The sequence below is a fragment of the Fodinicurvata sp. EGI_FJ10296 genome (assembly GCF_040712075.1).
Taxonomy (GTDB): domain Bacteria; phylum Pseudomonadota; class Alphaproteobacteria; order DSM-16000; family Inquilinaceae; genus JBFCVL01.
Map to the genome: position 1 here is coordinate 261,890 of NZ_JBFCVL010000004.1, position 12,913 is coordinate 274,802.

Sequence of the window (12,913 nt, forward strand, 5' to 3'; positions counted from 1 at the left end):
GTGCAAGAAAAGGCTGAAGGGGATTCAAGCCATGACCAAGTGGGTCTACAATTTCGGCGGCGGCGAAGCCGACGGTCGATCCGACATGCGCGACCTGTTGGGCGGCAAGGGCGCCAATCTGGCGGAGATGAGCACGCTGGGCCTGCCGGTGCCGCCAGGCTTCACGATCTCGACCGCCGTGTGCACCCACTTCTACGACAACGGCCGGCGGTATCCCGACGACCTGAATGCCGCCGTCGACGAGGCGATTGCCCGCATCGAGAAGCGGCTGGGCATGGGATTCGGTGACGCGCACAACCCGCTGCTTGTTTCGGTGCGCTCCGGCGCCAGGGCGTCGATGCCGGGCATGATGGATACGGTCCTCAACCTGGGCCTCAACGACGAAACGGCAGAAGGTCTGGCGAAGAAGACCGGCGACCGCCGCTTTGCCCTCGATAGCTATCGCCGCTTCATTCAGATGTATTCAGGCGTGGTGCTGGGTGTCGATCACTACCTGTTCGAAGACGTGCTCGACAGCACCAAGCGCGCCAACGGGTTCACACTGGACACCGACCTGACAGCCGCCGACTGGGAAGAAGTGATCGAAGGCTACAAGCGGGTCGTCGCCGACGAAACACCCGATGGCTTTCCCCAGGACGCCCGCGAGCAGCTATGGGGCGCCGTCGGTGCTGTTTTCGGTTCATGGCAGAACCAGCGCGCCATCACCTATCGCCGGCTGCACAACATCCCCGATGCCTGGGGCACGGCCGTCACCGTTCAGGCGATGGTGTTCGGCAATATGGGCAATGACTGCGCCACCGGCGTCGCCTTCACCCGTGACCCCTCCACCGGCGAAAACGTCTTCTATGGCGAATACCTGATCAATGCCCAGGGCGAGGACGTCGTTGCCGGCATTCGCACACCGCAGTCATTGACCAGAGCGGCTCGCGAAAATGCCGGCTCGAGACTGCCCAGCATGGAAGAAGAAATGCCGGCGGTGTTCGGCCAGTTGGTCGATATCCGCGACCGGCTGGAAGCCCACTACAAGGACATGCAGGATATCGAGTTCACCATACAGCAAGGCGACCTCTTCATACTGCAGACCCGCAACGGCAAGCGAACGGCACCCGCCGCCCTGAAGATCGCCGTCGACCTCTGCCATGACGGCGTGATCGACGAATCCGAAGCCGTCCGCCGGGTCGAGCCTGCCAGTCTCGATCAGTTGCTCCACCCGCGCCTGGACCCGGACGCCGAGCGCAATGTCATCGCCAAGGGACTGCCGGCATCGCCCGGCGCGGCAGCCGGGATCATCGTGCTCAATGCCGACGACGCCGAAGCGCGTGCCGGTCGCGGCGAAACCGTCATTCTGGTGCGCGAGGAAACCAGCCCGGAAGACATTCACGGTATGCACGCCGCCGCCGGAATCGTGACCACGCGCGGCGGCATGACGAGCCACGCCGCCGTGGTGGCGCGCGGTATGGGACGCCCGTGCGTCTCCGGCGTCGGTGGAATCCGAATCGACGAACAAGCCGGCAAGGTCATTGTCGCCGGGCATACACTGGCTGCCGGCGACCGGCTGACCATCGACGGCGGCACGGGCGAGGTGATGCTGGGCGACGTCGGTACCATCCAGCCAACCCTGTCCGGCGATTTCGCGACCCTGATGGCATGGGCGGACAAGCACCGCCGCATGCGTGTGCGGGCAAACGCCGAGACGCCTGCCGATGCCCGGACCGCGCTATCCTTCGGCGCCGAAGGTATCGGCCTGTGCCGGACCGAGCACATGTTCTTCGACCAGGAGCGGATCACCGAGGTGCGCCGCATGATCCTGTCGACGACCGAGACCGCCCGCCGCGCCGCCCTGGACCGGCTGCTGCCGATGCAACGCAGCGACTTCGTCGAACTTTTCACCATTATGCGCGGGTTTCCGGTCACGATCAGGCTACTGGATCCGCCACTGCACGAATTCCTGCCCCGGTCGGACGGCGATTTCGCCGATGTTGCGGAAGCCGCGGGCGTGGATGTTCCCACGGTGCGCCACCGGGCGCTGCAACTGCATGAATCCAACCCGATGCTGGGGCATCGCGGCTGCCGCCTCGGAATCACCTATCCCGAAATCTACGAAATGCAGGTCCGCGCGATCCTGGAAGCCGCGGTCGAGGTCGCCCGCGAAAGCGGCGATACGGTCATCCCGGAAATCATGATCCCACTGGCCTTTTCGCGTGAGGAACTCGACATCCTGAAGACGATGATCGACCGGGTCGCAACCGAAGTGGGCGCGGGAGAAAAGCTGACATATCTCGTCGGAACCATGATCGAATTGCCGCGCGCCGCGCTGTGCGCGGACAAACTGGCCCAATCGGCCGAGTTCTTTTCGTTCGGCACCAACGATCTTACCCAGACGACACTCGGCATCAGCCGGGACGACGCGACCAATTTCATGGGGGCGTATGTCGATCAGGGTATCCTCGATCGCGATCCGTTCACCACCCTCGATCAGGAAGGCGTCGGTCAACTCGTCCGCCTGGGCGTCGAACGCGGGCGCGAGACCCGGCCCGATATCAAGCTCGGCATCTGCGGCGAGCATGGCGGCGATCCTGACAGCATCAGCTTCTGCGAATCCGTCGGGCTCGACTATGTGTCCTGCTCGCCGTTCCGCGTTCCGATTGCGCGGCTGGCAGCGGCGCAGGCAAGCCTGAAATCGGACCCGCCGGGACACAGAACAGGATGATCGAACTCCATGGACGCTGACGGGGCGAGTTCGGCGGATGAAGCGGTCGCGGCCAAACATTGGCCGGGACCGACGATCGATCGGGTCGTCACGAAAGACGGCCTGTCGATCCGGCGCGGCCGGTGGCAGGCACGATCGCCGTCCCGCGGCATCGCCCTGCTGATGAGCGGCCGTACGGAGTTCATGGAGAAATACGCAGAGACCGCCGCCGATCTGACTCACCGCGGCTATGACGTCGTCGGCTGGGACTGGCGCGGTCAGGGACTGTCGGACGGCCGCCCCCCGTCCAATCCTTCCATGGGCCATGTGACCGATTTCAGCGGCTATCTCGCCGATGTCGCGACCGTCGTCGATTCGATCGACAAATCGGCCATACGCATCGTGCTCGGCCACTCCATGGGCGGGCACATGGCGCTTCGGGCGGTGGCGGCGGGGCTGATCGCGCCACCGTCGATGGTCCTCAGCGCCCCGATGGTCGGTCTTCGGCCCGTGGCCGGCGTGCCGGTCCGGCTGATCGCCGCGATGGCACGGCTGATGGTCGCCATCGGCCGGGGCTCGACCTATCCGCCCGGTCAGAGCGACGGCAGCGCCCCCAAACGCCAGACCTTCGACGGCAATTGCCTGACCAGCGATCCGCTGCGCTTTGCGGTGCAGTCGAAATGGACCGATCACAACCCCGGCCTGACCGTTGGCGGTCCAAGCTGGGCCTGGTTTCTGGCCGCCTATCGGTCCTGCCGCCTGTTGTCGCAACCGGAGTCGATCGCGAAACTGACGATGCCTGTGACGATCGTACAGGCCGGCCAGGAAGAACTGGTCGACAACGCTGCCCAGGATCGTCTGGTCGACAAGCTCGGGAACGCACGGCTGGTCAGGATCGACGAGGCGCGTCACGAAATCCTGATGGAGCGCGACGCCTTGCGCGACCGATTCTGGGAAGCCTTCGACGCCACTGCCGACATGATCGCGAACGCGTCCTGACGGCGATCCACTACCGCCTCATCGGTCGCGAAGCGCCTGCAACTTGCTGCGGATACGATCCGCCCGGTGCTGCCGCTCGCCTTCGTCGAGTTGAAACTCGTCCAGGTGCGATCGCAGGACCGCACCCTCGCCCGCCCCGGCCGGCAGTCGCCCGGCGTCGATCTCGTACGCCGTACCATCATCGCCGATCAGGACCGCAACGCCGTCGGATAAGCGGTCGACCGTGTAAAGCATTCTGTCCATACGGCAGAGTGTATCCATGCACCGCCATAGAATCAATACTCAAGGTTGCGCGACGAGCGTAATGCGATCGAAAAATGCGGCAATGTGGCAAACCGGTTGCCGTTCCCGTTGCGCCCTTGAGCCGACTGGCCTAGACGGAGGCTGGTAATCCGAACACCTTCGGCCACTCGCTTCAATGCGCTCTATCAGGGGCACCATCCACATGACCTCCATCATCCACAGGCCGCGCGGCACCCGCGTTGCCTTCATCCAGGCCGGCTGGCACGGCGACATTGTCGGTCAGGCGCGCGAGGCCTTTTTCGCAAGAATGGCGGAACGCGGCACACCGGCCGCCAATATCGACGTCATTGATGTTCCCGGCGCCTTCGAGATCCCGTTGACGGCCAAGCTTCTTGCCGGGAGCGGCAAATACGCTGGCATCGTGGGCTGTGGGTTCGTCGTCGACGGCGGCATCTACCGCCACGACTTCGTGGCCCACGCCGTGCTCAACGGTCTGATGTCGGTACAACTCGAAACCGGCGTTCCGGTGCTGTCGGCGGTTCTGACGCCGCATCATTTCCATGAGAGCGCCGAGCACCACCGGTTCTTCCACGACCATTTCACGGTCAAGGGCCGTGAGGTCGCCGACGCCTGCGCCACCATGATCGGCAAGGTGGCTGAACTGACCGAATAGCAGGCGCAACCTGCCGGCGGTGGCCGGTCAGGGACCGCAGGCCAGCCCCTGGGCGGCGATATCGGCAAGGCGGGCCGGTCCAATTCCCGGCACGCGGCCCAACTCGTCGATGCTGCCAAAGGGGCGCGCTGCGGCAACCGCCTCGGCGCGGGCAGGCCCGATATGGACGATCTCCGCCAGCCGATCCGGCGTGGCGGCGTTCAGGTCCACACATGCCGCCGCCGCCATTAGAGGAGCCCCGTCAATGTCCGGAACCGCCCAGTTTTTCCCGTCGCTGCGCGCGACGACCGTACCGTGGGTATCGGTTCCATAGACTGCGATATCGGCAGCTGCCAGACGGGCCAGCACGGCGTCATCGGGGTGGCCATAGCGATTGTCCGCCGCTGCCTGATAGACCGCGATTTCCGGCGACACCGCTTCAAGGAAAGCAACCGAGGTGCTGGTTGACGATCCGTGGTGTCCCAATTTCAGAATGTCGGCATGGACGGAGATTCCGGTTTCCAGAAGGCTCGCTTCCAACGCCACCTCGGCATCGCCCGTTAGCAGAACGCTGGTTTGCCCATAATCGGCACGCAGGATGATCATGCTGTCGTGCAGGTCACCTGTGGCATCGGCGGCCGATGTTGCCGGATGGAGGACCGAGACCCCGATGCCGTCGATCGACACTCGGTCGCCACGAACCGGTTCCCGATAATCAATACCGGGTGCAGCAGCGATTGCATCGATGAACGTTTCGAATGTGACGGTGGTATGGGTCTGGCCATTATACCAGAGGGCGTCAACCGCAATGTCACCGGCTTGCAGCAGATCCGTGAGACCGCCGATGTGGTCTGCATGCGCATGTGTCGCCACCACAAGATCGAGATCGGTAACGCCCAGCGCGGCCAGATAGTCACTCACCTGCCCGCCGGCGCCGCCTCCGTCCACGAGGATCCGGGCATCGGCGGTGGCCAGTAGTACCGCATCGCCCTGACCGACATCGATGAAATGAACGTCTAGGTCAGCCTGAACGGAGCCGGCCCACAACAGGACGGTGGACGCGACGAGAAGACGCCGAACCCCATTTCCGGGGCGAACACCGGTTCGGCGGGGATAGATTCCAGGATCGCGGGGCATGAAGCATCCAGAAGGCGGAACGAAAACCGCTGATCTGATAGCCTCCACCCCGCTCCCGGAGCAACTAGAAAGTGCTTAGGTTTCGTACACTCAACTCAGGTCGATCTAGAAATCCATATCGAAATCGCCCGCGCCGCCCCCGATATCGCCGCCTCCATCGTCCGTACCCTCCGCCGGGCGCTGCTCGGCGCCCGCTTCCGCGGCTTCGGCGTCGTTGCCGAAACCGGATGCCAGGCCGTAACCCAACATGGCACCGCCGATCATGGCCATTCCGGTGCCAGCGGCTGAGCCCAGAAACCCGCCACCGCGGCCCACTTGGTCCGACGGGGATCCGCCATCATGGGCATGCCGCTGTGTGGGCGGCGGAACCGGGCTGTCGCCACCGCCGAAGATACCGGACAGGAAGCCACCCGCCGGACGCTTCTGGAGCTCTTCTTCGAGCTGGGCAATGCGGTCATTGGACCGGCCCAAGGCTTCTTCCAGCATCACGATGGCTTGCCCCATGTAGTAGGGAGCAGCCGGATGCTCGTCCAGTTTGCTGCGAATATGGGCCTCCGCCTCCGGATCGCGGTCGCCGCCCTGCCGTTCCGCCTTCGCTACCTTGTCGAAGAGATCGTCAATCGCTTCGCGGTCCGATTTATCCATTCTCGCGTCCTCCGCCGGTAAAACTGTCGCATCTTCAAATGGCCCTTCGGCGTCGGTCCACAAGAGGTCGGTCCCGAGCGGACGTTAACGAACGAGCGGTAACCTCGTCGGTTTCACCTGCGAAAATGTCGAGAATGCCGTATACTATTATCGTGGCATCCAGTCCGGGAAGAACGACCCGGCGGGTGCCGGCCCGAGACCCGGAGGTGACGTGATGGCACTTGCAGTTCCCGTCGTACCGCCGGCCCCACTTGTTCATGTAGTGGCGCCGACGCCAGCCCTGCGCCAGGCCCGCAACCCGACGCGGGTAAAGACCGAGACGATAAACGCCGTCGAAGCCATGGAACGTGTGCACAAGACCAGCGCACGGAAGAAGCGCGGCGACCGCGGGCAGATCCTCGATATCATCATCTGATCGGCTGTGATTGCCCCAAAAGTTGATCAGGTGAAGGTTCATCTGGCGAAAGCTCATCTGGCGGGCGGGTATCAGTTGGATGGGCGGCTGTCGGTCGTGCCCGGCGCGATGTCCAGCAGCCGTCCCAGCAGATAGTCGGCTTCTTCGGGGTGCAGATCGGATGCCTGGGTGAGGACGCGTTCCATCATCATCCTGCTATAGGATTGCGGATCGAAATCTGCACTGCGCATATCTGTATCGTTGACCAGATCGACCGCCATCCGGAACGCCGGGAACAGCCGCTCCGGCAGCGCGGCCTTGTCGTACAGGCGGCGGAAAGCCACCTTGCCCTGATCGTAGATCAGCACGCGCGCATTATGGACCGGTATGCTGGCAAGCGTCGCAATCCCGGCCTCGAAGAAGCCGGTATCGCCGACGCAGACGGCCCTGAACAGCAGTGACGGCGACAGTCGACCGGCGCGTTTCAGTTGCTCAACGAGACCGAGTAGTTCGCGGTCGGCCTCGCTGGAGGCAATTGAGAGCGTGGCGCGTTCCCGCGCGTTCAGAACCAGATCGGTCGCAACGGATTCCGGCAACGCCTGCCTCTCTGTCAGAACCTTGCTCAGGTGATCCGACATTCTGGCAACGAGGCGTTCGGCAACCGTAGCCGACAAGGCGGGGCGGCTCTTGAGCGATTGGCTCACGGACGTGCTGCTGCCATGTTCGTCAGCGATACGGCCCAATACGGTATCACCGAGGGGTGCCGACGTGTTCTCCGCAATCGTCTCGGCGACCCGGCCGGAAGCGCGGTCCAGCAGCGCATCGGCGACGGTATCGTTCAGATCCGTTCGGCGGGCAACCGCAACCTGCCCGTCTTCGCTTGCCTGCGCGACCAGTTCCACCAGATCGTCTTGCGTGAGTACGGACGAGTATTCCAGGATGGGCATGGACACGCTGTCAATGTCCGAAGCCAGTTGCCGCGCCACATCGCGTGGCACATGCGGCGACATCTTCAGGTTCTCCGCCAGCGTCGTCCGAACGAGATCCGACGCATCGGCGGAAAGTCTGCGGATAATATCCTCGGCCATGGCCCGGGCGCGATCGCTCAGGCCCTCGGTATCGATCTGGCCTGCCAGTTTGGGAGTCAGACTGGCGCGCGATTCAACCGATGGATCCGACAGCAGCCTGGCAACGTCTTCTTCCGTGAGCCGGTCGCTCATCTGCTTGTCTCCGACCGTTAACCCACGCGCACGCACAAGAGGCCGTGTTCTCACGAATGCGCCGCGTCGCGCGACTATAGTGCGATAGTTCTTAAACGCCTCTTAAGCTCGCCCGCCTTAAACCCCGCCTCAAGCCGATCAAGCCGATCTGTCGTCGCCTTACCGACGTGCCGCGATTTGCCGCTCCTCGATGTCCCCGCGAATGCTGGCCCCGGGTGCATTGCATTGCTATCAGGGACAGGCTGCACTCCGGTCCTTGCTTCCGGCCGGTTCCGCGATCGCGAATGAGACAAGCACCATGATGCTGAAATTTCCCCGCTTCGGCCTCGCCGTCGGACTCCTGCCGCTCGTGCTGGCCGCATGCGGCGACCAGGGCGCTGATGAGGCGGCGGTCGACGAAGACCCGCAGGTCGCAGCCGGCCGATCGGCGTTCCAGGTCTGCTCGTCCTGCCACGTGATCGATGAAGAGCGTCATCGCGCAGGGCCCCACCTCGTCGGCCTTTTCGGACGCGAAGCTGGCGGCGCCGGTGGGTTCCGGTACTCTGCGGCCATGGTCGACAGCGGCATCGTCTGGAACGAGGAAAGCCTGGATGATTTTCTGGCTGCCCCCCGTAGCGTAGTCCCCGGCAACCGGATGTCATTCGCCGGCCTGCGCGACGGTGACGAGCGCGCTGCCCTGATCGCATTCCTCCGCGAGGCGACGGCAGAGCAATGACGCTCTGCCGATCGCGTTCGTCCCGCCGTCGTTCAGGCGCGGCTCAACGATTCGCCAGCAGTTCGCGAATGTCGTCGGCCCGGGCCAGGTCCCGGCCCAGCGAACGGATGCCCGAGACCAAACCCGCCACCTGTTCGGCGTTGGAGGCGGCCGGTTCGCCGTTCAGATGGTAGATGTTGTTTTCGAAGCCGATGCGGCCATGCCCGCCCAGCATCGCCGCGCCGAGAAGCGCCGGTCCCTCCAGCGGGCCGAATGCGCAGACCGACCAGATATCGCCCTCCCGCAGCACACCGAGATAAGGCAACAGTTCCGGCGGCGCGCAGAAACGGTTCGTCGCATATTTGCCGAGCACGAGTTGAAGAAAGGCGCTTTCATCCGGGATGACGCCACGCGCCCTTAATGTGTTGAATCGCTCCAGATCAACGGCATCATACACAATGTACTGAAGGGCAATATTCTCAGTGCCGCACCAGTCGATGAAGGACTCCACGACTGAAAGATGCGCATCGTCGGCGTCGGGCGGAATCAGTTCCCGAACGGCCACCGACGCCGATTCCGGCCGGACCGCCCGCACCGTCGCCATTTGTTCCGCCGGCGTGAAGCGGCCCACCGCCTCGGTCGTGATCTGCAGGAACAGACCCTCGCCGACCGCGCCGCGAATCGCGTCGATCATTTCCACGTAAGCACCGGTATCAATGCTGTGCTGCAATTCCGCGTCGCGCACATGTACGTGAATCGCCGCCGCCCCCGCCTCCAGGCAAGCCGACGCCGTGCGGGCCATCTCGGCCGGCGTCAGGGGCAATGCCGGATGATCCGCCTGGGTGCGGCGCGCACCATTGGGAGCGACCATGACGATGCATGGCGCCCCCCATGGCAATGGCGACTCGATCGGTCGGGGGAGCGCGGAATCGTCTTCGTTCTTCATTCGATGGCCTCGAACCAGTCGATGGGTCGTTATACGGCGGACTGAGCTGTAGCGGCATCGATCGCCGCGCCGAGTCGATCGACAATCACTTCGATCATATCGGCATCAATGATGAATGGCGGCGCCAGCATCACATGATCGCCGCGCTTGCCGTCGACGGTTCCCCCCATCGGGTAGCACATCAGGCCGCGGGTCATGGCTTCGGACTTGATCCGCGCATTAAGCCGGTAGGCTGGATCGAAAGGCTCCTTGCTCAGCCGGTCCGCGACCATTTCAATGCCGATGAACAACCCGCGCCCCCGGATATCGCCCACATGGGGATGATTGCCAAAGCGGCTTTCCAGGGCGTTGCGAAGCTCTTCGCCGCGCCGATTGACGTTGCTCAGCAGGTCGCCGTCTTCGATTCGCTCCTGAACCGCGATCGCCGCCGCACAGGCCAGGGCATGCCCCATATATGTATGGCCGTGCTGGAAAAATCCCGATCCGTCTCGAAAGGCGCGCCAGATCGCATCGCTGCACAAAAGAGCGCCAATGGGCTGATAGCCCGCGCCCAAACCTTTGGCCGTCGCCAGCATATCCGGTGCAATGCCGTCCTGCTCGCACGCGAACAGGGTTCCGGTTCTGCCCATTCCACACATGACCTCGTCGAGGATCAGCAGAATGCCGTGTCGATCGCAGATCTCGCGGACCCGGCGGAAATACCCCTCCACCGGTGGCAGCACACCGGCCGTCGCGCCGACTACGGTTTCGGCAACGAAGGCCATGACCGTTTCCGGCCCCTGTGCCGCTATTTCCTGCTCCAGCTCCTCTGCCAGCCGATCGGCGTAGGCCTCGTCGCTTTCGCCATCGATCTTGCCACGATACGGGTAGCAGGGCGAAACGTGCGAGGCCTCGATCAACAGCGGCTCGAACGGCGCCCGCCGCCACTGGTTACCGCCCGCCGCCAGCGCACCGAGTGTATTGCCGTGATAACTTTGCCGCCGTGCGATAACGTGTTTGCGCTGGGGCTGCCCGGTTTCGACGAAATACTGCCGGGCCATCTTCAGCGCCGTTTCAACCGCCTCGGAGCCGCCCGAGACGAAATAGACCTTTCCGTCCCGCAGCCGTCCCGGCGCCCGGGCAACCAGGCGGGCGGCCAGCGCCTCCATCGGCTCAGTGGTGAAAAACCCGCTATGGGCAAAAGCCAGACGATCGATCTGCGCTTTCATGGCCTCGCGCACGCTCGCGTCGCTATGGCCGAGGCATGAAACAGCCGCCCCGCCCGATGCGTCGAGATAGCGCTTGCCCTCGTTGTCGAAGAGCCAGACACCCTCGCCCCTGACAGCCGTCGGCAGCTCGTTATGGGTATGCCGGTGGAAAACGCTGGTCATATCGTCGCTTCTCGCCCGTTTATCCAGATTACTGGATACCGCGTTCGCGAAAGAATTCCAAGGCACCGTCATGGAGCGGCGCCGAAAATTCGCTGCCCAGGATTTCGGTTATCGACAGATTCGCCAGCGCCGGGTGGACGTTGCGCAGCGCCTCGATACCTTCGACGATCACTGCCGTCACGCTTTCGGCCATCGCATCGTCGACACCGGCATGCGATACCATCAGTGCGACCGGGCCGAATGTCGGTACAGCCGGTTCGTCCGCGGCCACATCTTCGGCGCCGGATACCGCCGTATCGCGGTAGTAGCCTGACGGAATGCTCGATGCCTTGTAATAGGGATGTGCCGACAGCACCGTTTCCACGATTTCCGGACCGATTCCGATGATCCGCGCCTCGCAGGCGGTCACAGCCTCGTGGACGGTGCCGGTCGGGTGCCCTGCAATATAGGCAATCACGTCGACTTCGCCTGCGCACAAGGCTTCATGCTGGGTCCCGAGCGGCAGCGACAGGAGTGTCGGACCCGCTTCTTCGCCGTCCGCCCCGGCGTCGTCGCCCTCTTGCCCGGCCTCCGGGATCATGCCGGCAGCCTCAAGCGCCGCCGTCATGGCAACCCGCATCGCGTTATGCTCGTCGGGCCCCAGATTGATCCGGGCGTCGCCGAGATCGGAAAAATCGTCAGCGGCAAAATCGTTGCGTGCAATGATCGTCAGCGGTTCATCGTGAAGCGCCATCAGCAGCCGCAGATCGCCCAATGGTCCACTGTCGGCGAACGGCCCGATTCCCATGACGGCTTCGAAAACGCGGTCCGATCGCGCAATCCCGAAGTCGAACTCACCGGCATTGACCCGCACGACATTCTCCCAGGAACCGGTCGTGCTTTCCGCCGCGAACGTCGTCCCGTCGAAACTGCCGCTCGCGTCGAGTATCTGCGCGACACTCCCGGCCACTGGAAAATAGAGGCCGTTTGGCATGCCCGACGCGATCGACACGACGGGGGAAACCGTCTCTCCGGAACCCGGGCCGGTCTCGGTGGCCTGCTCCGCTGGCGGCAGGGCTTCATCCTCTGCAGCGGCAGCGCCGGGTATCGCCAGCCCCCCGATCGCGAGGGCAGTGGCCATACAGCCGAGGAGGGTTCGCAATGACCGGTCGACGCCGGAAGCATCATCAACAGTGCTTTCCCGAATCTGTCCCCCCCGAATCTGTCCCCGGTCTCGCTGTTGCATCGGCATCACGATCGGCTACCCCTCACCCGCTGAACTCTCTGTCGCCAGCTGACAGAGCCCATTGGGCTATGTCTGTCAACGCATCGTCGGTTGCCCTGTTGAACGCAGCGACGATCTGGGCGAACTCCGTCCCGCCTGCTGTCGCCTGACCGGAATGCGATTCGCGTGCAACGATTTCGCGGTCGGGCATGTTGATCAGCGCACAACTCGTTCGCACGGTTGCAATGGTCGTATTGGTACCGGTCGTATCGGCCTGGAAATCCCGGAGTTCACAGCGCAGAACGAAATTCGCGCGTATCGCAAGACTGTCCCGGCCCACACCGGTGATGAGGCCTGTATTCTCCAACGTTTCGACCAACAATCGCTGCATCATGACCGGCGCCCGGTCCGTCCATGCCACCCCTTCGTAGTAGTCGAGCGACGAGGTGCGCTGCCGCACCGCGATCGAGGTCGTGTCGAGCCCGGCAGGCGCGTTCATGGTGTCGACCAGAAGCTGCCACGAAACCGTCGGCCCGGCGATCGACTCCGCCGACGGCGCCGACAGGCTGTAGAGATTTGTGCTCTCGCGCAGCGTCGGCAGCGCGCCGCAGCCTGACACGGCGACGGCGAGAAGAACCAGGGCCGACCTCAGGGCTGCACGCTTATACCGGCCACTGGTTAAGGGTATTGCGGTTCTCCGCGCTGTCGTATTGCACATGT

13 protein-coding genes are annotated in these 12,913 nt (G+C 63.7%); 5 read left to right on the plus strand and 8 right to left on the minus strand.

The genetic code is table 11. From position 1 onward, the window contains the following. Positions 1 to 31 precede the first annotated feature (31 nt). Positions 32 to 2,710 (plus strand): pyruvate, phosphate dikinase, encoded by a 2,679-nt coding sequence (gene ppdK, locus ABZ728_RS10075; protein ID WP_366655967.1) that lies wholly within the window; start codon positions 32 to 34, stop codon positions 2,708 to 2,710. A 9-nt stretch (positions 2,711 to 2,719) separates the two neighbouring features. Then, positions 2,720 to 3,688 carry an alpha/beta hydrolase gene (locus tag ABZ728_RS10080; RefSeq protein WP_366655968.1) on the plus strand — a complete coding sequence of 323 codons (969 nt, stop codon included), beginning with the start codon at positions 2,720 to 2,722 and terminating at the stop codon, positions 3,686 to 3,688. Positions 3,689 to 3,706: 18 nt separating this feature from the next. Here the strand turns inward: ABZ728_RS10080 and ABZ728_RS10085 are convergent, their stop codons facing one another. Further along, positions 3,707 to 3,931: a DUF3006 domain-containing protein gene (locus tag ABZ728_RS10085; protein ID WP_366655969.1), complete on the minus strand. Its 225-nt coding sequence runs from the start codon at positions 3,929 to 3,931 to the stop codon at positions 3,707 to 3,709. Positions 3,932 to 4,133: 202 nt separating this feature from the next. On the opposite strand from ABZ728_RS10085, the gene ABZ728_RS10090 reads away from it, so the two are divergent. Then, positions 4,134 to 4,604 carry a 6,7-dimethyl-8-ribityllumazine synthase gene (locus ABZ728_RS10090; RefSeq protein WP_366655970.1) on the plus strand — a complete coding sequence of 157 codons (471 nt, stop codon included), beginning with the start codon at positions 4,134 to 4,136 and terminating at the stop codon, positions 4,602 to 4,604. A 27-nt stretch (positions 4,605 to 4,631) separates the two neighbouring features. Here ABZ728_RS10090 and ABZ728_RS10095 read toward each other — a convergent pair whose 3' ends face one another. Together ABZ728_RS10095 and ABZ728_RS10100 are read right to left on the minus strand one after the other, a co-directional pair. Further along, a complete protein-coding gene (locus ABZ728_RS10095) occupies positions 4,632 to 5,720 on the minus strand; it encodes an MBL fold metallo-hydrolase (protein ID WP_366655971.1) in 1,089 nt (362 codons plus the stop codon). Positions 5,721 to 5,825: 105 nt separating this feature from the next. Continuing rightward, the gene (locus tag ABZ728_RS10100; protein ID WP_366655972.1) at positions 5,826 to 6,365 is read right to left on the minus strand and encodes a DUF2076 domain-containing protein; all 540 of its coding nucleotides are present in this window, start codon (positions 6,363 to 6,365) and stop codon (positions 5,826 to 5,828) included. 214 nt (positions 6,366 to 6,579) lie between these two features. Here ABZ728_RS10100 and ABZ728_RS10105 point away from each other — a divergent pair, with 214 nt between their 5' ends. Continuing rightward, complete coding sequence (locus ABZ728_RS10105) at positions 6,580 to 6,780, plus strand: hypothetical protein (RefSeq protein WP_366655973.1); 201 nt, start codon at positions 6,580 to 6,582, stop codon at positions 6,778 to 6,780. 71 nt (positions 6,781 to 6,851) lie between these two features. Here the strand turns inward: ABZ728_RS10105 and ABZ728_RS10110 are convergent, their stop codons facing one another. Then, positions 6,852 to 7,979, minus strand: a complete 1,128-nt coding sequence (locus ABZ728_RS10110; RefSeq protein ID WP_366655974.1) for a DUF2336 domain-containing protein — start codon at positions 7,977 to 7,979, stop codon at positions 6,852 to 6,854. A gap of 298 nt (positions 7,980 to 8,277) precedes the next feature. On the opposite strand from ABZ728_RS10110, the gene ABZ728_RS10115 reads away from it, so the two are divergent. Continuing rightward, positions 8,278 to 8,694: a cytochrome c family protein gene (locus tag ABZ728_RS10115; protein WP_366655975.1), complete on the plus strand. Its 417-nt coding sequence runs from the start codon at positions 8,278 to 8,280 to the stop codon at positions 8,692 to 8,694. A gap of 43 nt (positions 8,695 to 8,737) precedes the next feature. Here the strand turns inward: ABZ728_RS10115 and ABZ728_RS10120 are convergent, their stop codons facing one another. From ABZ728_RS10120 to ABZ728_RS10135, 4 genes are all read right to left on the minus strand, one after another. Next, positions 8,738 to 9,619: a 3-keto-5-aminohexanoate cleavage protein gene (locus ABZ728_RS10120; protein ID WP_366655976.1), complete on the minus strand. Its 882-nt coding sequence runs from the start codon at positions 9,617 to 9,619 to the stop codon at positions 8,738 to 8,740. 29 nt (positions 9,620 to 9,648) lie between these two features. Beyond that, positions 9,649 to 10,989 carry an aspartate aminotransferase family protein gene (locus ABZ728_RS10125; RefSeq protein ID WP_366655977.1) on the minus strand — a complete coding sequence of 447 codons (1,341 nt, stop codon included), beginning with the start codon at positions 10,987 to 10,989 and terminating at the stop codon, positions 9,649 to 9,651. Between the two features lie 28 nt (positions 10,990 to 11,017). Continuing rightward, positions 11,018 to 12,109 (minus strand): TAXI family TRAP transporter solute-binding subunit, encoded by a 1,092-nt coding sequence (locus ABZ728_RS10130; protein ID WP_366655978.1) that lies wholly within the window; start codon positions 12,107 to 12,109, stop codon positions 11,018 to 11,020. Between the two features lie 127 nt (positions 12,110 to 12,236). Beyond that, positions 12,237 to 12,911 (minus strand): ABC-type transport auxiliary lipoprotein family protein, encoded by a 675-nt coding sequence (locus ABZ728_RS10135; RefSeq protein WP_366655979.1) that lies wholly within the window; start codon positions 12,909 to 12,911, stop codon positions 12,237 to 12,239. Between the last annotated feature and the right edge of the window lie 2 nt (positions 12,912 to 12,913).